The organism is Archangium violaceum (genome assembly GCF_016887565.1).
Taxonomy (GTDB): domain Bacteria; phylum Myxococcota; class Myxococcia; order Myxococcales; family Myxococcaceae; genus Archangium; species Archangium violaceum_B.
Map to the genome: position 1 here is coordinate 750,357 of NZ_CP069396.1, position 21,175 is coordinate 771,531.

The following is a 21,175-nucleotide window of genomic DNA, read 5'->3' on the forward strand; positions in this document are numbered from 1 at the left end:
TACCCCGCCCGCCCAGCGGGGGAACGGTGGGTGCTCTCGTGCGCCGCCGTGCGTCATCGCCATCTTGGTCAACTGGAGGTCCGACGGCCGGGCGGGGACTTCCGGCCATGCACGGGGGTGGAACGAGGAACAGGGGGGCCCCGGTGCCTTCTGCTGGCGGGTGGACTGCTGGCCCTGGCGTCGGGCTTGCGCCGGACACGAGCGCGCCACAGCGTGGGGGCGCGTGGCGCTCGGGTGGGTTGGGGAGGAACACCCCATGTGTCCGCCACTGGAACGTGACGCATGGGCTGGTCCGCCATGACCAAGCCATGACATGGCTCGGGGAGAGTGACAACGCCATGAACATCGCCGTGATGGTCAACCTGCGTGCCCGCCACAGCTCGGAACGAGTGGGTGGGATGGTGCAGCGCTTCTTCCCCCGCGCCCGGTTGGCGCTCACCCGCTCCTTGGACGAGGCCCGGACGTGGATCTCCGAGCAGCTCCGGCCCAATCCGCCCACGCTGCTGCTGGCCGGCGGCGGAGATGGAACCATCACCGGGCTGCTCAACGAGCTGCGCGAGCAGGGCCTGTCGCTGCCGGCCATCGGCGTGCTGCCGCTGGGGACGGGCAATGCCTGGGCGCGCGTCACTGGAGCGCCGAAGCCCTCGGTGGCGCTGAGCCACCTGGCCGCCTGTGGCGAGCGCCTGCCGCCCCTGCGCCTCTTCTCGCTCGTGCGGGTGGAGAACAAGGTGGCGCCCTTCGCCGGCACCGGCTGGGACGCGGAGATGCTGCAGGACTTCAAGGACCAGCTCTCGAAGTTCCCGGCCGGCCCCCTGCGCGAGGCCAATGCCGGTCTGCGCGGCTACATGGGCGCCATGTTCACCCGCACCATTCCGCGGCACACGTTCGGCGTGGGCGACCCGAAGGTGAAGGTGTACAACCTGGGGAGTCCGGCGCTCACCGTGGATGCGCGGGGCTCGGTCATGCCGCTGCCCCGGGGGGAGACCGGAGCGCTGCTCTACGAGGGCCCCGCCGGAGTCGCCGGAGCGGCCACCACGCCCGAGTGGGGCTTCGGCTTCAAGGCCTTCCCCTTCGCGCAGGCGGTGCCGCACCGGCTCTCCGTGCGCGTCTACGGGGCCGGTGTGCTGGAGGCCACGCGCAACATGTTCAAGCTGTGGCGCGGCCAGCACCCGATGCCGAAGATGCACGACTTCTTCGTCGAGCGCCTGCGCATGGACTTCGACCGCGAGGTGCCCTTCCAGATGGGCGGCGACGTGATGGGGATGCGGCGCTCGCTCGAGTTCAGCCTGGCCCAGGAGTCCGTGCAGCTCGTGGACTGGCGGCAGCTGCGGCGGCTCGTCGGGGTGGCGTGAGGCACGGCGGCGCGTGCCGGCTCAGCTGTTGGCACGCGCCGTGGGGAGCCCGAGCACGTAGGTGAGGGTGCCCTTGCCGCCCATGGGCACCTGGCCCACCTCCCAGGTGTAGCCCTCACGGGCCAGCGAGGCCGTCACGGCGCGCAGCTCCTCGGGGCGGTGCGCCCGGAGCACGGACACCAGACCATCCCAGGTGATGGTGAGCGGGGCCACCGGGAGCACGTAGGTGAGCAGCAGGCGCAGCGGCGTCAGCGGCCGGATGAGCGGGGTGAAGAGCAGCACCAGCAACGGGATGAGCAGCGCGCCGAGGAGGCCCTTGGGCGTGCGCTCCACCACCTCGAAGGCGGCGATGGGCACGCCGCTGGCCTGGGCATCCGCGAACATGGCCCGGACCTGCTCGGGGCGGAAGTGGTGGAGGGCATTGAAGAGGGTGCGCGTGCCCCGGAGCTCCTGGGGCACCCGCAGGGCATCCACCGGCCGCTCCAGGTAGTCGACGCCCAGGGCGCGGGCCCGCTCGGTGGCCTGGACGTTGGGATACAGGTCGGTGAGCAGCACGTGGGGCTTCAGCCCGTGTTTCGAGGCCAGGGGCTCGCGCAGCCCGGGCAGGGCGCCTCCTCCTCCCGAGCCCAGGTCGATCAACTCCTGGCGCTCGGAGGCGCGAAGGGCGCGGGCGAGTACGTCCACCGCGCCGTCGAACATGCCCATCCGGCTGCTGATGGTCTCGAGGTAGTCCGTGCCGAGATCTCTCAGGGCTCGCGGGTACCAGTCCTGGTCGATCAGCTCGAAGAGGTGCAGCCGGGGCAGAGGGGTCATCGCGGTCAGGGTCTCGTTCATGTTGGGAAAGTTGCCAGCGAGGCCTCCGTTGCGCATTGACCGCTGGCGCCAGAACGGCTTGCCGGCGGCGCCAGCCGGTCGCTAGCGTCCTGTCGGGCGATGTCCTCCCCTCCTGCCGCCCTCTCCTCCCGGCTGGTCCTTCAGGCGCTGAACATCGCGGCCGAGCACGGTGTGCCCGTCGAGGTGCTCTGCCGCGAGCTGGGCATGCGTCTGGCCGACTTCGACGACCCCGAGCTGCGCATTCCCTACACCGTGCTGGACACCCTCCTGGAGCGGTCGGTGGAGATAACGGGGGACGACAACCTGGGGCTGCACATGGCACGGATGAGCCATGTGGATCCGGACGATGCGGCCTCGCTGGTCATTCTCACGAGCGCGACCCTGAAGGAGTCCATGGTGCGCGGGTGCCGTTACCAGCGTGTCTGGGGTGACGGGGAACGCTTCAAGGTGGAGGAGACGGAGCGCGGGGTGCGCATGCGCTTCACGCCGGTGGGAGCCTGGCGTCCGGCCCACCGGCACATGGCGGAGATCGCGCTGGCCCAGGTCGCCGTGGGAATGCGCTTCTTCACCGGAGCGGACGTGCACCCGCTCCAGGTGCGCTTCGTCCACCCCGCGCCCGCGGACCTCCGGGAGCATGAGGAACTCTTCGCCTGCCCGCTCGTCTTCGGAGCACCGCACAACGACATCGAGTTCTCCCACGAGGACGCGGAGCTGCCCTTCGTGCACGCGGACGCGCTGTTGAGCTCGATGTTCGAGCAGCAGGCGCAACGCGCGCTGGCGAAGCTGCCAGTGACGGCGAGCCTGGCGGAGCGGGTCCGGGAGCAGGTGAGGCGGACGCTGGCGGGAGGGGACTTCTCGTTCGAAGCGGTGGCGAGGGCGCTGCACATGCCGCAGCGCACGCTGCAACGAAAACTGGCCGAGGAGGGGCAGAGCTACGCGGGCATCCTGGAGGCGGTGAGGCGGGAGCTGTCGGAGGACTACCTGAGGCGGCGGATGTCCATCGCGGAAGTCTCCTTCCTCCTGGGCTACGGAGAACCGGCCACGTTCCATCGAGCCTTCAAGCGTTGGTGGGGGATGAGCCCCGAGTCCTTCCGGAGGACCCACACTCCCCACACTCCCTCTCCCTCCGGGAGAGGGCCGGGGTGAGGGTACCCGTCACCGTCTTGACTTCGTGTCCCACCAACACTACGCGGGGACAATCACGACACGAAAGGGAGCACCCGTGAGCTACACCTACGACTACCCGCGTCCGGCGTTGACGGTGGACTGCGTGGTATTCGGCCTGGATGACGAGGATCTGAAGGTGTTGCTCATCCGGCGAGGGCTGGAGCCCTTCCAGGGGAGGTGGGCGCTGCCGGGAGGCTTCGTGCGGATGGAGGAGTCGCTCGAGGACGCGGCGCGCCGGGAGCTGCAGGAGGAGGCGGGCGTCCGGCCCAACCTGCTGGAGCAGCTCTACACGTTCGGCGCGCCGGACAGGGATCCGCGAGGCCGGGTGGTGAGCGTGGCCTACTTCGCGCTGGTGAAGCTGTCGGACCACCGGGTGCATGCCGCCACGGATGCGAAGGAGGCCGCCTGGTTCTCGGTCTATGACGTGCCCAAGCTGGCCTTCGACCACGCGGACATCCTGGGCACGGCGCTGCAGCGGCTGAAGGGGAAGGTGCGTTACCAGCCCATCGGCTTCGAGCTGCTCCCGCCCAAGTTCACGCTCACCCAGCTCCAGCGCATGTACGAGAAGATACTGGAGCGCGAGCTCGACAAGCGGAACTTCCGCAAGAAGATCCTCTCGATGGACCTGCTCGAGGAGTTGGACGAGGTGGAGCAGGACGTGTCCCACCGCGCCGCCCGCCTCTACCGGTTCGACCACAAGAAGTACAAGCAGCTGGAGAAGGCCGGCTTCAACTTCGAGCTGTAGGCCTCCGGACACGGCCAGCGGGCGGGGCAGCGGCCTGGCTTGACTTGGTGTTTTAAGGACACTAACTATGTGTCCTGTAGACACGAAGTCCTGCCGGGCCACCCGGAGAGGAGAGCCATGTCCTCGCTGCCCTTCGAGCTTGCCGCCGCCACCGTCCTGGGCCGGGAGCACGCGCGAGCCGGACGCAACAACCAGGATGCCCTCTGGGCGAGAGCCAGCGAGCAGGGCCTGGCCGCCGTGGTCGCGGACGGGTGCGGCAGCGGGGCACAGAGTGAGCTGGGGGCGCAGCTCGGCGCCCGGCGCGTCGTGGAGGGGGCGCTCTCGCTGTTGGGGCAGGTGCCCGTCGACTCGCCCGAGTTCCTCCAGCGCCTGGGCGCGGACGTGCTCTGCTTGCTGCAGGCCGTCTCCGGGCAGCTCGGCGAGCGGGCCATCGGAGAGGCGCTCCTCTTCACCATCGTCGGCGCGGTCGTCACTCCGGAGCACACGCTCGTCTTCTCCGCGGGCGATGGGCTCTGGGCGCTCAATGGCGAGGTGCACCGGCTCGGGCCCTTCCCCGGCAACGCGCCGCCGTACCTCGCCTATGGACTGCTCAAGCCGGGCGTCGTCGCCTTGAAGGCGAATTCCCTCCGGCCCACCGCCGAGGTGGACTCGCTGCTGCTCGGCACGGATGGGGTGTCGGACCTGGCGGGCCTCGCCGAGGCCCAGGTGCCCGAGCGTGAGGAGCCCGTGGGCCCGCTCTCCCAGTTCTGGAGCGAGGACCGCTACTTCTCCAACCCGGACGCGCTGCGTCGCAGGCTCGCACTCCTCAACCGCGAGTCCGTCCGCGCGGACTTCCCGGCCCGTCGCCTCGTGCGAGTGCCCGGACTGCTCACCGATGACACCACCCTCGTCGTCCTGCGCCGCCGGCAGGGGAGGGCTTGAGGCCATGGACGTCTATCTCGAAGGGAAGAAGCTCCGGTTGGATCCCACCAAGGCGCTCGGCAAGGGCGGCGAGGCGGACGTCTTCGACCTCGGGGACGGGCGCGTCCTCAAGCTCTTCAAGCCGCCCGAGCACCCCGACTATGGCAACCTCCCCGACGAGCAGGCCGCCGCCCGCGCCCGCATCGCCGAGCACCAGCGGAAGCTGCCCGCGTTCCCCCGGCCACTGCCGGGGCGCATCGTCTCGCCCGAGGCGCTCGCCACGGACAAGAAGGGGAAGACGGTGCTCGGCTATGCCATGCGCAAGCTCGAGAACGCCGAGCTCCTGCGCCGTTTCGGTGAACCGGCCTTCCGCCGCGCCGGAGTGCCGTCCTCCCGTGTCGCCGAGCTCTTCCGTGGCCTGCACCGCACGCTCTCCGCGCTCCACGGGAGCGGCGTGGTGGTGGGGGACTTCAATGACCTGAACATCCTCGTCACCGGCAACGACGCCTGGCTCATCGATGCGGACAGCTTCCAGTTCGGGCCCTACCTCGCCACCGTCTTCACCGAGAAGTTCCTCGACCCGCTGCGCCTGGGCGGCTCGACGGGTGGCCTCATGCCCTCGCGCCCGGCCTCCCCGGACAGTGACTGGTATGCCTTCACCGTCGCGCTGATGCAGAGCCTCCTGTTCGTGGGGCCCTATGGCGGCATCCACCGCCCCAAGCCTCCCGCGCCCAAGGCCACGCCCACCGCGCGTCTCCTCCAGCGCCTCACCGTCTTCCACCCGGACGTCCAGTACCCCAAGCCCGCCACGCCCTACGGCGTCCTCCCGGATGACCTGCTGCACTGTCTCCACCGGGTGTTCGTCGAGGACACCCGTGGGCCGTTTCCGCTCCCGCTGCTGGACTCGCTGCGCTTCACCGTCTGCGCCTCGTGTGGCGTGGAGCACGCGCGGGCCTCGTGCCCTACGTGCCGGCCGAGCGCGACGGCGACCGCCACGCCCGTCACCACCGTGCGCGGCCAGGTGGTGGCCACGCGGCTCTTCACCACCGAGGGCGTCATCCTCCACGCCTGCGTCGAGGACGGCACCTTGCGCTGGCTCTTCCACGCCGAGGGGGCCTACCGGCGCGAGGATGGCTCGGCCGTGCTCCAGGGCTCGATGGACCCCTCGCTGCACTGGGCGCTCCAGGGCGGTGCCACGCTGGTGGGGAAGGGCGGGGAGCTCGCCGTGCTCGCCTCGGGACAGAGACCCGAGCGTCTGGGCGTGGATGCGCCGGACCAGCGCCCCGCCTTCGCGGCGAACGCGCACCACCGCTACTGGGCCCATGCCGGTGCGCTGTGGCGGGATGGGAGCTTCGGACCCGAGCGCCTCGGCGAGGTGCTCGCCGGGCAGACGCGCCTCTTCGTGGGGCCGCGCTTCGGGCTCGGCTTCCACCGCGCGGGCTCGCTGCGCGGCGCCTTCGTCTTCGACGCCGAACGCCCCGGCCTCAAGGATGGCCTCTCACTGCCCTGGCCCTCGGGCAGGCTGGTGGACGCGGAGGCCGTCTTCGATGGGGGTCATTGCTGGCTCTTCCTCGCGGAGGAGACGGGGGGCCGCACGGTGCACCACTGTGTCGTGGTGGGGGCGGATGGCTCCGTGAAGGCGAGTGCGAAGACGGACGCCGGGGATGGCTCGTGGCTGGGCACGCTGCGAGGCAAGTGCGCCGCCGGGGAGGCCCTCTTCGCCGCCACGGACGCGGGGCTCGTCCGCGTGGAGCTGCGTCAGGGGCGGCTCGAGGTCGTCCGCGAGTTCCCCGATACCGAGCCCTTCGTCGACGCCGACAGCCGCCTCTTCCTCACGAGCCAGGGGCTCACCGTCGTGCGCCGCCAGGATGTCACCGCCCTGCGCATGACCTGACACTCCGCCGTACCCGGGGGCTCTCTCATCCGGTCCACTCTGATTTGACATGGTGTTGTTTGGACACTATGTTGGTGTTGTCGGAACACGAAGGGTGGCGCGGCGAGCGGTGCTCTCCGCCCCCCACCCGCAACCACGGAGGGTTGCATCATGAAGGCCACGTCGAAGCTGAAGGAGCTGCCTCTCCCGTCGTTCTACAAGCCCGCCAATGCCGCCTCGTACGGCTACGGCCCCAACGCCCTGAACCTCCAGGCCGAGGCCCATACCTGGCGCGGCGCCCACGGCCTCTCCGCCGCCGCCACCGACTCCTTCAACCTCCACCTCCTCCTCATCGACGTCCAGAAGGACTTCTGCTTCCCCGAGGGCTCCCTCTACGTCGCCGGCCGCTCCGGCCGCGGCGCCATCGACGACAGCCGCCGCATCTCCGAGTTCGTCTACAAGAACCTCGGCGCCCTGACCAACATCACCACCACCCTCGATACCCACTTCGCCTACCAGATCTTCTTCCCCTCCTTCTGGGTCGACCAGAACGACCAGCCCCTCACCCCCTACCGCGAAATCACCCGCGAGCAGATCGAACGCGGCCTCGTCCGCCCCAATCCCGCCGTCGCCAAGTGGCTCTGCGGCGGCAACTACCCCTGGCTCCTCAAGCAGGTGAAGTTCTACTGCGAGGAGCTGGAGCGCGCCGGCAAGTACACCCTCTACCTCTGGCCTCCTCACTGCCTCCTCGGCAGTGACGGCCATGCCATCGCCGGTGTCGTTCAGGAGGCTCGGTTGTTCCACTCCTTCGCCCGCGGCGCTCAGTCCTGGGCCGAGGTCAAGGGCGGTAATCCCCTCACCGAGAACTACTCCGTGCTCCGCCCCGAGGTGCTTGCTCGCCATGACGGACAGCCCCTCGCCCAGCGGAATACGCAGTTCATCAAGACGCTCCTCACCGCCGATGCCGTCGTCATCGCCGGCCAGGCCGCCAGCCACTGCGTGAAGAGCTCCATCGATGACCTGCTCGGGGAGATCCTCGCCCAGGATGCCGCCCTCGCTCGCAAGGTGTACCTGCTCACCGACTGCATGTCCGCTGTCACCATCCCCGATGGCAAGGGCGGGTTCGCCGCTGACTTCACTCCCCAGGCCGATGCCGCTCTCAAGCGGTTCGCGGATGCGGGCATGCACCTCGTGAAGTCCACGGACCCTCTCGCTGCCTGGCCGGATCTGCGGATCTCCTAGTCAGGACTCGGACCCTCGATACCCTCACCCCGACCCTCTCCCGAAGGGAGAGGGAGTGGGGATCCTCTACCCTCACCCTAGCCCTCTCCCAGAGGGAGAGGGGACTTACACGGAGGCTCAGATGAGCTCCTCGTCCAGCAATGGTTCCGGCAGTGTCAATGTCTCCGCCCTCTTCGATGCCGCTCACGCCGAAGGCGTCCTCAGCCCCCAGGCCCTTCAGGCTCTCACCGTCGTTGATCTCGGTGCTCAGATACAGGCAGGGCTCGGCATCAGCGTCGATGATGTCCAGGCCAGCGAGGTCGTCCTCGTCACCGTCATGCCCGATGACTCCGGCTCCATCCAACACTCCGGTCACTCCCGCACCGTCTGCGATGGGCACAACCTCGTCCTCGATGCCCTCCTCTCCAGTCAGCAGAAGGACGGCATCCTCTTCCACACCCGTTATCTCAACGGCTTCGTCCTCAATCCCTTCCGGCCCCTCGAGGACGTCGTCCGCATGCACTCCAAGAACTACGACCCCGATAAGGGCACTCCCCTTTATGACCAGGCCGTCGTCCTCCTCGGCACCGTCCTCGCCAAGGCCCAGGAGTTCACTCGCAACGGCGTCTCCGCTCGCACCGTCACCCTCCTCATCACCGATGGCGCTGATTGCCACTCCCAGAGCGCTCGCCCCCGCGACGTCGCCTCGCTCGTGAATGACCTGCGCCGCTCCGAGAATCACATCGTCGCCGCCATGGGCATCGACGACGGCAGCACCGACTTCCGCAAGGTCTTCCGCGAGATGGGCATCGAGGACAAGTGGATTCTGACTCCCGGTCAGAGCGCCCAGGACATCCGCAAGGCCTTCCAGGTCTTCAGTCAGTCCGCCGTCCGCGTCAGCCAGGGCGCCGCCAGCTTCAGCCGCACCGCCCTCGGCGGCTTCGGGGCCTGACCCCTGCCGTGGAGCGCCGTTTCCGGTACCCTTCGGACCCCCAACGGCCGACAGGCCCTTTCCTCCGACGGAACGCACCATGCTCCACTTGAAGAAACGACCCGTCTCCCTGGCCAGCGCCCTCCTGGCGCTGGCCTTCTCCTCGGGCTGCGACCCCACGGAGCCGGATCCCACTCCGACTCCTCCGAAGGAGCCCTCCTTCACACTCCAGGTCCTCCACGCCTCGGACATGGAGTCCGGTCTCCCCGCCACCGACGTCGCCCCCCGCTTCTCCGCCGTCCTGCGCTCGCTCGAGGAGCAGTACCCCACCCAGACCCTCAAGCTCGCCAGCGGTGACCTCTGGCTCCCCGGTGTCTTCTTCAACTCCGGCGGCGACCCCGCCATGAAGAACATCCCCGCCATCGGCAAGGAGAGCTCCGGCCGCGCCGACATGGCCATGATCAACGAGATGGGCTTCCACGCCGCCTCGTTCGGCAACCACGAGTTCGACAGCGGCCCCCGGGAAATCCGCAACATCATCGTCAGTGATGGGGCCTGGTCCGGCGCGAAGTTCCCCTACCTCTCCTCCAACCTCGACTTCAACGCCAACAGCGACCTCAAGTCGCAGACCATTGCTCCGGGCGCCGTCATCGATGCCAACAACCCCGGCAACACCCTGCACAACAAGATCTCCGCCAGCGTCGTCTTCGACGTGACAGGTCAGAAGATCGGCGTGGTCGGCGCCACCACCCCGCAGCTGCCTCGCATCTCCTCGCCGGGCTCCGTCGTCTGCTCGCCCGCCGACCCCGTCGACTATGACGGGCTGGCCGCCATCATCCAGACCCAGGTCGACCAGCTGCGCAACACCGGCATCGACAAGGTCATCCTCATGGCGCACATGCAGCAGCACTTCATCGAGGTGGAGGAGCTGCCCAAGCGTCTCGAGGGCGTGGACATCATCATCGCCGGCGGCAACCACGCCGTCTGGACCGATGAGGATGACGTGCTCTTCTCCGGCGACACCCGCGGCGAGGACTCCCTGGCCTACCCCCAGTGGAAGGCCTCCAAGTCCGGTCAGCCCCTCGCCGTGCTCAACGTGGCCTCCAACTGGCGCTACGTGGGCCGCTTCATCGCCAACTTCGACGAGTCGGGCGTGCTCATGCGCGAGCTGCACGACCCCTCCAAGAACGGCGCCTACGCCACCGACGAGGCGGGCGTCGCGCGCCTGGAGGCCTCCTCCAAGGTGGACCCCGAGGTGAAGACCATCGCCGACGCGGTCAAGAGCGTGGTGCTCGCCAAGGACGGCACCATCTACGGCAAGACCCAGGTGTACCTCAACGGCCTGCGCACCTCCGTCCGCACCGAGGAGACCAACCTCGGCAACATCACCGCCGATGCCAACCTCTGGTACGCCCAGCAGACCGATGATTCCACCCTCATCTCCATCAAGAACGGTGGCGGCATCCGCGACTCCATCGGCACCGTCGGCACCGGCGCCAACCCCACCTACGGCCCTCCCGCCGCCAACCCCGCCGCCAACAAGAAGGCCGGGGAGATCAGCAAGCTCGACATCGAGAACAGCCTGCGCTTCAACAACGACCTGGCGCTCGTCACCGTCACCGCCACGCAGCTCGAGGAAGTGCTCGAGCACGGTGTCGCCGCCGTGGCCCCCGGTGCCACCCCGGGCCAGTTCCCCCAGGTGAGCGGCATCCGCTTCGAGTACGACTCCAGCAAGCAGGCCCAGGTCCTCAGCACCCAGGACCTCTCCGTCGTGAAGGCCGGTGAGCGCATCCGCAAGGCCGTCATCGTCGACGCCAACGGCGAGGTGGTGGATACCCTGGTGGAGAATGGCGCCCTCGTTGGCGACCCCGACCGCACCTTCCGGGTCGTGACGCTCGGCTTCATGACCACCGGTGGGGATACCTACCCCTTCCTGCGGTACAAGTTCCTGAACGAGGAGCTCTTCAACCTCGCCCCGCTCCCGGGCACCGAGCAGAAGGCGTTCGCCGACTACCTCACCGCCAGGTACCCCGCCTCCGGTCCGGGCTACTCGGCGGCTGACACCGTCAAGCCCTCCGACGCGCGCATCAAGCCCGTGGGCCCGTAAACACGAGCAACCGTGGGAGTGGGGGGCCGCTGCTCCGCCTCCCCTCCCGCTTCGTCGGATGCCCTCCGACCGGGCCGCGCGGATCGGCTCCTTCCGGACACATCTTCCTGGTGGGAAGGTACACGGCGCGGAGAGCCGCGCCCTCGACTCCGGGAGGACTCGCGTGGACCCTTGCTGCCCCCGCCGCGCTCCGCATCCTCTGTGCTCCTTCCGTCCGGAGGCGCCATGAGCCTCAAGCGCGTCATGACCACGGCCGTGGTCGTCCTGGGCGTGGTCTCCCTGGCCGGCGCTGCCTCGCTCGTCATCCTGACGAGCTACCTCCACCGCACCTCCGAGAGTCTCGGCAATTCGGTGGAGGGCGTCCGGCTCGCCGAGGCCCTCCAGGTCGACCTGCTCACCCTCGTCCGCTTGTCCAATCCCTCGCGGGGCACGCCCTCCGAGGTGGACCGCTCGCGCGCCGAGACGGAGACCGCCATCCGCCTCCACCTCGCCGAGGCCCACCGCCAGGCCCAGTCGGAGAAGGAGCGGGCGCTGCTCGCCGAGGCCGAGCAGGCCATCTCCTTCTACATGCTCAAGCGTGAAGAGGTGCGGAACCTGTCGAGCGACGAGGCCGTGGCCCAGGTGTTGGGGCCTCCCCTGGATGCCGCGCTCGGCAGCCTGGAGCGGCTCGTCGAGTTCAACGTGAACGAGGCCCAGGTGGCTCGCTCCCAGGCGGACCGGTGGGATGAGCTCGCCAACGTCCTGGGGGTGGGGGCCGCCGCTCTCCTGTTGCTCGGTGGGTCGGCGCTGCTGCTGTGGTTGCGCCGCTCCGTCTTCCGCCCCCTGCTCGAGACCAGCCGCGCCATGCGCCGCTTCGGCGGCGGGCGCAAGCGCACCCGCGCTCCCGAGGCGGGCCCCACCGAGCTGCGCGAGATGGCCCGGACCTTCAACGAGATGGCCAACTCGCTGGGGCGCCAGCAGGAGGAGCAGCTCACCTTCCTCGCCGGCGTGGCGCACGACCTGCGCAATCCCCTCTCCGCGTTGAAGATGTCCGCGGCCCTCGTCACCTCCGACCGCCCCCTCCCCGAGGATCGTCTGCGGAAGACGATGGCGCTCGTGCGCCGTCAGGTGGCCCGGTTGGATCGCATGGTGGGCGATCTGCTCGACGCCACCCGCATCGAGGCCGGCCGCTTCGAGCTGAGCCTGGAGGACCGGGACGCACGCGAGCTGGCCCGCGAGGTGGTGGAGCTGTACCTGGCCGGTGGTTCCTCGCACGACCTGCGGCTGGTGCTGCCCGAGGAGCCCGTCCTCCTGCGTGCCGACGCCACGCGCGTGGAGCAGGTCCTGCACAACCTGGTCAGCAACGCGCTGAAGTACTCACCGGTGGGCAGCCGCGTGGACGTGATCGTCGAGCGCTCGGGCGAGGAGGTCGTGCTGTCCGTGGTGGATCGGGGCATTGGCATCTCCAAGGAGGAGCTGCGCCACCTCTTCGCGCCCTTCCGCCGCACGGGGCGCGCCCGGGAGACGGCTCCGGGTGTGGGCCTCGGTCTGTCCGTGGCCCGGCGGATCGTCGAGGCCCATGGGGGGCGCATCGAGGTGGACAGCCGCACCGGCGTGGGCTCCACCTTCCGGGTTCGGTTGCCCATGGCTCCCGCCATCGCCCACCCGCCCGAGGCCAGGCCCGAGGGCACCGCCTCGAGCCCGGCCGACACCGTGCACTGATTACGGGTGTTGATGGAAAGCCGCCTTCTTCACGGACCAGAGCTCGCGGCCGTGCACGCCCTCGTCGGCGACGAAGAAGAGCCGCGAGCCGGAGACGGTGAGCTGCGAGGGAGAGGAGCTCATCGGTCCCCGGGCCAGGTCCACCAGCCGGCGCGTGCCCTCGGGGGTGCCATCGGACATCCACGGCTCCATTCCGTCCACGCCCTGGGGAGAGGCGAAGGCGAAGGCGAAGGCGCCGTGCTTGCCGACGGGGACGAGTGGCACGCCCACGAGCGGGCTGCTCGCGGAGCCCGGCGTGAGGTCCCGGAAGAGGGTGGTGCCCCCGGCGGTGCCATCGCTCTTCCACAACTCGTTCCCGTGCACTCCATCCGAGGCCGTGAAGTAGAGCTCGTCTCCGATGACGTTCAGGAGCCGGGTGGTGTCGGAGAAGTCGATGGCGAAGCCCGAGTCGGGACCCGGGGAGATGTCGGCGACCAGCACCGTGCCCTCGGCGGTGCCGTCGCTCCTCCACAGCTCGCGGCCGTGCACACCATCATGGGCGATGAAGAAGAGCGTGCCCGCCAGCTCCACCAGATCCGTGGCTTCGGAACCGCTGCCCCCCGGGTTGATGTCCTCGACGAGAACGGTGCCCTCGGCGGTGCCGTCGCTCTTCCACAGCTCGCGGCCGTGCACGCCGTCATCGGCGACGAAGAACAGGGTGCTTCCCACGGCGGTGTGCCTGCTGGGGCCGCTGCCCATGTTTCCCGGGCGGATCTCCCCGACGAGAACGGTGCCCTCGGGGGTGCCATCCGTCTTCCACAGCTCACTGCCGTGCTGGGGGTCGAAGGCGGAGAAGTAGAGCGTGTCCCCCATGCGCCTCAGGCCGCTGGGCTGGGCGCTCCCGGAGCCCGGGTTGATGTCCTTGAAAAGCCCGGTGCCCTCGGGCGTGCCGTCGCTCCTCCACAGCTCCGAGCCTTGCGCGGACGTCCAGGTGGAGAAGAAGAAGGCCGTCCCCAGGCTACCCACCTGCGCGGGATTGTACGGCTGGAACTCCACCCGGGCGAGCCGGACGGTGCCGGCCCCGGTGCCGTCGGTCTTCCAGAGTCCCCGGTCTCCCGCGTGGAAGAAGAACAGCGAATCCCCGACGGGCGTGAGCATGTGGGGGCCCTCGGTATGTAGGGCCGCCGGGCCGATGTCCTTCACGAGAACGGTGCCCTCGGAGGTGCCATCCGTCTTCCACAGTTCGCGGCCGTGCTCGGCGTCATGCGCGGAGAAGAAGAGCGTGCCCCCCACCTTCGTGAGGTGCTGGGGATTCGAGGCGTCGCCTCGATGGATATCGCGCAGCAGGTGCGTGCCCCCGGGCGTCCCGTCCGTCATCCAGGGCTCGGCGCCGTGGAACTCATCCATGGCCCAGAACATCACGCGGTCACCGAAGCGGGTGAAGCGCGCCGGATACGGAACGCTCCGTCCCTGGGTCATCCGCAGCGGCGTGGTGCCTGCCTCGGTTCCATCGCTCAGCCAGAGCTCCGGCGTGCCAGGGTCTTCCCCGGCGGAGAGCAGGTAGCGGCCATCCGGCAGGCGCGCGGCCGGCGAGTATCCCGACAGGTTGATGTTCCCCAGGAAGGTGGTGCTCTCGGGCGAGCCTCCGGTCCGGTAGAGGCCCTCACCCCAAGAGAAGAGGAGGCTGTCCCCCATGGCCGACAATTGGACGGAGGAGTTCCAGGGGATGTCCGCGACCTTCCTCGTTCCGGACTCGGTGCCGTCGCTCGTCCACAGGCCTGGCCCGAACCCATCGATGAACCAGGCTCTTCCGCCCGCGGCGGTGAGGTGCGAGGTGATGAGCGGTCGGGTCTCGCTCGTGGGGCTCGTGAGCGGCACGGTGCCCTCGGGTGTCCCATCACTCGTCCAGATCTGGCCCCAGGAATAGCCCGTGTTGAGGAACACCCGGGAGCCCACGGCGACGAGGGTTGCGCCAGTATTCGGGCTGGGCATAACGGGGCCGATCGACGCGAGACGCACCGTGCCCTCCGGGGTGCCATCGCTCTTCCACAGCTCGTCCACTTCGCCGCCGACACCCCGTTTGACGAAGAACAGCGTCCCGTTCGCGCAGACCGTGTAGGGAGGCTCCGAGACGTTCCAGTCGATCCATACCGAAGTGGCGAGCCGGAAAGTTCCCCCGGGCGTGCCGTCGGTCTTCCAGAGGCTCGGGGTGTCTCCGCCTTCCGAGAAGAACAGCTGGCCGTTACAAGAAACGAGATTGGCGGGGTTTCGCCACGTCCCGGGCATGAGCTCGGTGGTGCCCTCGGCCGTCCCGTCGCTCTTCCAGAGGGTGCCCGACGCTGCCGAGAGCAGGTACACGGTGTCGTTCGATGTGGCCAGCTCGAAGATGCTGCCAGTCGGGCCGGGGGCCGTGTCCCGGACGATCCGAGTCCCCTCCAGGGTTCCGTCCGTCCTCCAGAGCTCGACACCCGTGCTCTCCTCCCCGGCCGCGAAGTACAGCCCCGTACTGGTGACGACTGCGTCGAGCATGTTCGTGTACGAGCTCTTCTCGCTGGAGTGGAGCGTTTCATCGGTGCCCACCTGGATGTCTTTCACCAGGGAGGGGCGTAGCCCCGGAGGGCGCCGGTCGGCGCTCGAGGTCTCCGGAAACTGGAGCTCCGAGAGCGATGGTTCGGGGTTCTCCGTGTCCCGTGGCTCGCCGGAGCAGCCAAGGGCCAGTGAGAGGAACAGCACGGACAACGGGCGGAAGCGTGGAATGGGATGGGAGGGCATGCGCGCGGCCTCGTGCAATGGCCGTGCTCGCCTGCTCGCTCCAGTCTCGTCCCTCGGGCCACCGTTGCCGCCACGGGCCCGCGCTGACCTTTTTCGTCCTCGGGAGTGCCGTTCTTCGTCAGACCACGGTGACGGGTACCCTCACCCCGTCCCTCTCCCGGAGGGAGAGGGGTGGTGGGGGAACCCACGGCGCAACAGTTTGGAGAGCTCCAGCGCTGTCACCGGGATGAGTCCCAGTGCGAACGTCAGTCCCAACTCCCAGGTGTGGAGTGCCCCCAGCCCGAACAGTCCCCTCGCCGCCGGCAGCTCGTAGATCGCCACCTGCAGCCCCGCCGAGAAGAGCACGATTCCCAGCAGCAGCCGGTTCGTCAGCGGCCCCACCTCCCAGAAGATTCGCGTGGCGCTTCGTGCGGCGAATGCTCTCAGCAGCTCCGCGAACACCAGAGTCGAGAAGGCCAGCGCTCTCGCCCTCTCCACGTGCTGCTCCGGGTCCGCCCAGATGAAGACCCCCAGCACCACCGCCGCCTCCAGCGCCCCCACCAGCAGGATGTGTCTCCACTGGTGCCCGCCCAGCATCGGCTCCTCCGGACGCCTCGGCGGACGCGACAGCAGCTCCGCTCTCGCGGGGTCCATCACCAGCGCCAGCGCCGGCAGGCTGTCCGTCACCAGGTTGATCCACAAGAGCTGCAGCGGTAGCAGCGGCAACGGCAGGCCCACCAGCGAGGCCGCCAGCATCACCGTCAGCTCGCCCACGTTGCCCACCAGCAGGTACACCAGCGTCTTGCGGATGTTCTCGTAGATGGCCCGGCCCTCGCGGATGGCCGTGATGATGGTGGCGAAGTTGTCGTCCGTGAGCACCAGGTCCGCCGCCTCCCGCGTCACCTCCGTCCCCGTCCTCCCCATGGCGATGCCGATATGCGCCTCGCGCAGCGCCGGTGCGTCATTCACCCCATCCCCCGTCATCGCCACCACCTCGCCCCGCTCCTTCCACCGCCGCACGATGCGCAGCTTGTCCTCCGCCGTCACCCGCGCGTGGATGAGCTCCGCCGCGTCCTCCCCCGGTCGCACGATTCCCAGCTCGCGCCCGATGGCCAGCGCCGTCTCCGGGCTGTCGCCGGTGATCATCACCGTGCGCACCCCCGCCGCACGCGCCGCCGCCACGGCCTCCACCGCCTCCGGCCTCGGCGGGTCCGCCATGCCCACCAGCCCGAGCAGCTCCAATCCCTCCTCCTCCTCGCCCTGGCCCCGTGCCACCGCCAGCACGCGCAGGCCCCGCCCCGCGAGCGTCCGCGTCGCCTCGACCGCGCCCTCCGTGCCCGCCCGGCACCGGGGCAGCAGCACCTCCAGCGCCCCCTTCACGTACAGCACGCCGTCCGCGCGCAGCACCGACATGCGCTTCGTCTCCGAGTCGAACGGCCGCACCTTCACCCGCGGGCGCTCGCCCTCCAGCTCCTCGCGGCGGATTCCCTTCGCCAACGCCGCGCGCAGCAGCGCCAGCTCCGTCGGGTCTCCCGTCCCCTCCTTCCCGTCCGGCCCCAGCGAGGCGTCACAGCACGCCGCCGAGGTGAAGAGCACCGCCCGCTCGTCCGGGCCCCACACCTCGCGCACCTCCATGGTGCCCGTGGTGAGCGTCCCCGTCTTGTCCGTGCACACCACCGTCGCCGAGCCCAGCGTCTCCACCGCCTGTAGCCGGCGCACCAGCGCGTGTTTCGCCGCCATCCGCTGCACGCCCAGCGCCAGCGCGATGGTCACCACCGCCGGCAGGCCCTCGGGCACCGCCGCCACCGCCAGCGAGATGGACGAGAGCAGCACCCCCATCCACCCCTCTCCGTGCCACAGGCCCAGCGCCGCCACCAGCACCACCACCACCCCGCACGCCATCAGCAGCGTGCGCGTCACCTGCTCCAGCCGCTTCTGCAGCGGCGTCTCCGTCTCCCCCGTCGAGGCCAGCAGGTGGGCGATCTTCCCCAGCTCCGTGCTCATGCCGGTGGCCTGCACCTCGGCCAGGCCCGTGCCCCGCGTCACCGCCGTGCCCAGGAACACCGTGTCCGTGCGCTGGGCCAGTGGCGCGTCTCCGGCTACTGGCCGCGCGGCCTTGTCCACCGGCGCGCTCTCGCCCGTCAGCGCCGCCTCGTTGGTGGCCAGCGCATGCGCCTCGTACAGGCGCGCGTCCGCCGCCACGATGTCCCCGGCCTCCAGCAGCAGCACGTCCCCGGGCACCACCTCCGCCGCCGGCAGCTGCACCGCGTAGCCGTCCCGCATCACCCGCGCCCGCGGCGCCGTCATCGACCGCAGCGCCAGCAGCGCCCGCTCCGCCCGCGACTCCTGCGCGAAGCCGATGAGCGCGTTGAGGACCACGATGGCGCCAATGGCGATGGCGTCCGCGTGCTCCCCCAGCAACGCCGACACCGCGCACGCGCCCAGCAGCAGGGCGATCATCGGCGAGCGGAACTGCTCCAGCAGCACCCCCCACGCCGAGCGCGTCTCCCCTCGCTGGATTTCATTGCGCCCGTGCTCGGCCAGGCGCCGTGCCGCCTCGGCCCCGCTCAATCCCACGTGCTCTTTCGGGACGATACTGGCGGCGGGCGCGCTCATTCCGAGCGCACCCGGTTGGATGCCTCGGGCACCACCATCAGCGGCTTGGGGCACTGCCGCAGCAGCGTGTCCGCCACGCTCCCCAGCAGTGTGCGCGCCAGCGTCCCGCGCGCCCTCGTGCCCACGATGACCATGTCCACGTCCTCCGCCTCGGCCGCCTTCGAGATGGCCTCCGCCGGCTCGCCGTGGAGCACCACCTGGTCCGTCATCGGTCCGTTCCGGCCGTGGCCCGGGTGCACCTCCGCCAGCAGCCCGTTCGCGTAGTCCTCGCACGCCCGCTCGAAGGCGGCGAAGTCGGCCGTCTCGCCCTCGGCCACGGAGGTCGGCAGCACATGCACCAGCGTCACGCGCGCCCCCACGCGTCCGGCCAGCTCCAGTCCCACGCGCGCCGCCTCGCGTGCCACCGGGGTGCCATCCACCGCCACCAGTATCCTCCGCATCTCGATTCCTCCTGGGCCGCTCATCGCACCACCACCACGGGTCTGCTGCTCGTGTGCACCACCTGGGTGGCCACGCTGCCGAGCAGCAGTCGTGCCATCGCTCCCTGTCCGCGGCTCCCCATCACCACCATCTGGATGTCGGGCGCCTCCGCCCGCTCGTGGATGGTGCTCGCCGCGTCTCCCTGGCCCAGCACCGTCTCCACCGGCACCCCGTGCGAGCGGGCCTTGTCCGCCAGGGCCGCCAGCAACCGGGTGCCCTCGGCCCGCGGGGAGTCCCGCGGCTCGGAGGCCGCCCCCGCTCCCCCGTCGCCCGGTGGGAGCACCACCGGGGTCATGGCGTGCAGCAGGACGATGCCCACCCCCAGCTTCGCGGCCAGCGACGCCCCGAATCCCAGGGCACGCAGGGACGCTGGAGAGCCATCGACGGCGATGAGGATGCGAGCCATGTCTCTCTCCCTTCCATCTCCCGTGCCAGCCGGTTTCTAGAGGCACGGGCCGCTTCGAGAGGAGGCTGGCCCGCAAGGGCTGCGCACGAAGGGCGCAAGCGTTGCGCGCCGAGGGGAAGTCTCCCCGCACCCTCTCTTGCCTCTCCCCTAAGTTGCACACCCCGTGCCGGAGCCGCCGGGCGCCGCGCGAGGAGCTCGGCGGCGCCAAGCATGGTGCTCATACGAGCGCCCAGACCCCTGGCTGGCGTGGGGGCGTGGAGGCCTCGGTTCCCGCCTCTTCTTTTTCGAGAGTGTAGGGGTTGTCTCTACCTGTCATGAGAGTCACCCGCGCGCGGTATACAATGCGCGGTCAATTCCCCTTCGAGCAGGCCCCATGCAGCAGAAGCCGTTCGCCGACATCTCCACCGCCGTCACGCCCAGGCGCACCCGGTCGCAGGCGCCGCACCCAGTGCCGGTCCTGACCGTCATCTCCCACCCCATGCCCCAGCGCATCGGTCAGCGGCTGGTGCTCGAGGCGGTGAGCGCTGGCAAGCCGGTGGCCCTGTCCCGCAACGCCCCGGACTTCTCGCACCCCGGCAGCTCCGAGCTGGGCATGCCGCTGGCGGATACGTTCCTGAGCCGCAAGCCAGTGCTCTTCGAGCCCGCCCCCGGCGGTGGCCTGCTGCTGCGGGTGGAGGAGGGGGGCACCCAGGTGCGCGTGGTGGGCGAGCCCTTCGTGGGGGTCCGGGAGCTGGGGCCCGAGGAGCTGGCCGCGGGCGTGCCGCTGGTGCTGGCCGAGCGCGTCGCGCTGCTTCTGCACATGGAGCCCTCCAGCGTGGAGCCCTCGCGCGACGGGCTGGGCATGGCGGGCCAGGGCCTGGGCATCCGCCGGGTGCGCGAGGACATCTCCCGCGTGGCGGACCTGAACGTCCCGGTGCTCATCCGGGGCGAGACGGGGACGGGCAAGGAGCTGGTGGCGCAGGCCATCCACCAGAGCAGCAATCGCCGCAACGGGCCCTTCATCAGCGTCAACCTGGGCGCGCTCCCCAAGGAGCTGGCCGCCGCGGAGCTCTTCGGCGCGCAGAAGGGCGCCTACACGGGCTCCACGAAAGATCGCGAGGGCTTCTTCCGCGCCGCGCACGGCGGCACCCTCTTCCTGGACGAGGTGGGCGAGGCGCCCCCCGAGGTGCAGGTGGCGCTGCTGCGCGTGCTGGAGACGGGCGAGGTGTACCCGGTGGGTGGGCACTCGCCGGTGTCCGTGGATGTACGGCTCATCACCGCCACGGACGCGGACCTGGAGGAGCGCATCCGCCGGGAGCTGTTCCGCGCCCCGTTGCTGCACCGGCTGGCCGGCTTCGAAATCCAGGTGCCGCCGCTGCGCGAGCGCCGCGAGGACATCGGCCTGCTCTTCCTGCACTTCGCCCGCCAGGAGCTGGAGGCCACGGGCGAGGCGTGGCGCCTGTCGCCCGAGGTCTCCCCCGCCGAGCCCTGGCTGCCCGCGCTCCTGGCCGAGCGGCTGATGCGCTTCATGTGGCCCGGCAACGTCCGGCAGCTGCGCAACCTCACCCGGCAGCTCATCATCGGCAGCCGCGGCCTGGATACCCTGAAGGTGTCCTCGCGCATCGAGCAGGAGCTGGACTCCGCCGTCGTGCCCACCCCCTCGCGCTCCGCGCCCACCGCCTCGTCCGTGGTGGTCACCGTCGAGGAGCGGGGCTTGCCCCGGCGCAAGCCCTCGGAGGTGGGCGAGGAGGAGATGCTGGACGCCCTGCGCGCCAGCTCCTGGGACATCAAGGCCACCGCCGAGCGGCTGGGCATCACCCGCTCCTCGCTCTACGAGCTCATCGACCGGAGCTCGCGCATCCGCACCGCGGGGGACCTGAGCCCCGAGGAGGTCACCAGCTGCTTCCACGAGTGCCAGGGTGACCTGGACGCGATGGTGCGGCGGCTCGAGGTCTCCAAGCGCGCGCTCCAGCGCCGCCTGCGCGAGCTGGGCCTGGAGTCCTCGCGGGAGCGGTGACACATCAATGACGTGTCGGCTCGCCGCGCCGACATGTCAGCCGACACGAGGGCTCCTCGTGGGCCAGGGGGGTGGATCGTGGCGGCGTCTTCGCGGTATCCCCCTTGCAAAGGGTC

At 70.0% G+C, this 21,175-nt stretch carries 15 protein-coding genes; 10 read left to right on the forward strand and 5 right to left on the reverse strand.

Annotation, left to right across the window (positions count from 1 at the left end; all coding sequences use genetic code 11):
- Positions 1 to 338: 338 nt before the first annotated feature.
- Positions 339 to 1,352, forward strand: coding sequence for a diacylglycerol/lipid kinase family protein (locus JRI60_RS03260; RefSeq protein WP_204228708.1), 1,014 nt, complete (start codon positions 339 to 341; stop codon positions 1,350 to 1,352).
- 21 nt (positions 1,353 to 1,373) lie between these two features.
- Here the strand turns inward: JRI60_RS03260 and JRI60_RS03265 are convergent, their stop codons facing one another.
- The gene (locus JRI60_RS03265; protein ID WP_204224411.1) at positions 1,374 to 2,186 is read right to left on the reverse strand and encodes a hypothetical protein; all 813 of its coding nucleotides are present in this window, start codon (positions 2,184 to 2,186) and stop codon (positions 1,374 to 1,376) included.
- 99 nt (positions 2,187 to 2,285) lie between these two features.
- Between JRI60_RS03265 and JRI60_RS03270 the strand changes: the two genes are divergently transcribed.
- The 8 genes from JRI60_RS03270 (at position 2,286) to JRI60_RS03305 (ending at position 12,831) form a co-directional block, all read left to right on the forward strand.
- Positions 2,286 to 3,332: an AraC family transcriptional regulator ligand-binding domain-containing protein gene (locus JRI60_RS03270; protein ID WP_204224412.1), complete on the forward strand. Its 1,047-nt coding sequence runs from the start codon at positions 2,286 to 2,288 to the stop codon at positions 3,330 to 3,332.
- Between the two features lie 76 nt (positions 3,333 to 3,408).
- Positions 3,409 to 4,098: an NUDIX hydrolase gene (locus JRI60_RS03275; RefSeq protein WP_204224413.1), complete on the forward strand. Its 690-nt coding sequence runs from the start codon at positions 3,409 to 3,411 to the stop codon at positions 4,096 to 4,098.
- Between the two features lie 117 nt (positions 4,099 to 4,215).
- Positions 4,216 to 5,019 (forward strand): protein phosphatase 2C domain-containing protein, encoded by an 804-nt coding sequence (locus tag JRI60_RS03280; protein WP_204224414.1) that lies wholly within the window; start codon positions 4,216 to 4,218, stop codon positions 5,017 to 5,019.
- A 4-nt stretch (positions 5,020 to 5,023) separates the two neighbouring features.
- Positions 5,024 to 6,892 (forward strand): hypothetical protein, encoded by a 1,869-nt coding sequence (locus JRI60_RS03285; protein ID WP_204224415.1) that lies wholly within the window; start codon positions 5,024 to 5,026, stop codon positions 6,890 to 6,892.
- 150 nt (positions 6,893 to 7,042) lie between these two features.
- A complete protein-coding gene (locus tag JRI60_RS03290; RefSeq protein WP_204224416.1) occupies positions 7,043 to 8,113 on the forward strand; it encodes a cysteine hydrolase family protein in 1,071 nt (356 codons plus the stop codon).
- A 121-nt stretch (positions 8,114 to 8,234) separates the two neighbouring features.
- On the forward strand, positions 8,235 to 9,044 hold the full coding sequence (locus JRI60_RS03295; protein ID WP_204224417.1) for a hypothetical protein: 810 nt from the start codon (positions 8,235 to 8,237) through the stop codon (positions 9,042 to 9,044).
- Between the two features lie 88 nt (positions 9,045 to 9,132).
- Positions 9,133 to 11,130: a bifunctional metallophosphatase/5'-nucleotidase gene (locus JRI60_RS03300; RefSeq protein WP_204224418.1), complete on the forward strand. Its 1,998-nt coding sequence runs from the start codon at positions 9,133 to 9,135 to the stop codon at positions 11,128 to 11,130.
- A 225-nt stretch (positions 11,131 to 11,355) separates the two neighbouring features.
- Complete coding sequence (locus JRI60_RS03305) at positions 11,356 to 12,831, forward strand: HAMP domain-containing sensor histidine kinase (RefSeq protein WP_204224419.1); 1,476 nt, start codon at positions 11,356 to 11,358, stop codon at positions 12,829 to 12,831.
- Here the strand turns inward: JRI60_RS03305 and JRI60_RS03310 are convergent, their stop codons facing one another.
- The 4 genes from JRI60_RS03310 to JRI60_RS03325 all read right to left on the reverse strand — a co-directional run bounded on the left by JRI60_RS03310 (position 12,832) and on the right by JRI60_RS03325 (position 19,063).
- The gene (locus tag JRI60_RS03310) at positions 12,832 to 15,582 is read right to left on the reverse strand and encodes an ELWxxDGT repeat protein (protein ID WP_204224420.1); all 2,751 of its coding nucleotides are present in this window, start codon (positions 15,580 to 15,582) and stop codon (positions 12,832 to 12,834) included.
- A gap of 141 nt (positions 15,583 to 15,723) precedes the next feature.
- Positions 15,724 to 18,177: a cation-translocating P-type ATPase gene (locus JRI60_RS03315; RefSeq protein ID WP_204224421.1), complete on the reverse strand. Its 2,454-nt coding sequence runs from the start codon at positions 18,175 to 18,177 to the stop codon at positions 15,724 to 15,726.
- A complete protein-coding gene (locus tag JRI60_RS03320) occupies positions 18,174 to 18,617 on the reverse strand; it encodes a universal stress protein (RefSeq protein ID WP_204224422.1) in 444 nt (147 codons plus the stop codon). Before JRI60_RS03320 ends, JRI60_RS03315 begins: the two co-directional genes overlap by 4 nt.
- A gap of 20 nt (positions 18,618 to 18,637) precedes the next feature.
- Positions 18,638 to 19,063: a universal stress protein gene (locus JRI60_RS03325; RefSeq protein ID WP_204224423.1), complete on the reverse strand. Its 426-nt coding sequence runs from the start codon at positions 19,061 to 19,063 to the stop codon at positions 18,638 to 18,640.
- Positions 19,064 to 19,436: 373 nt separating this feature from the next.
- On the opposite strand from JRI60_RS03325, the gene JRI60_RS03330 reads away from it, so the two are divergent.
- Positions 19,437 to 21,059, forward strand: a complete 1,623-nt coding sequence (locus JRI60_RS03330) for a sigma 54-interacting transcriptional regulator (RefSeq protein ID WP_204224424.1) — start codon at positions 19,437 to 19,439, stop codon at positions 21,057 to 21,059.
- The last annotated feature ends 116 nt before the right edge of the window (positions 21,060 to 21,175 follow it).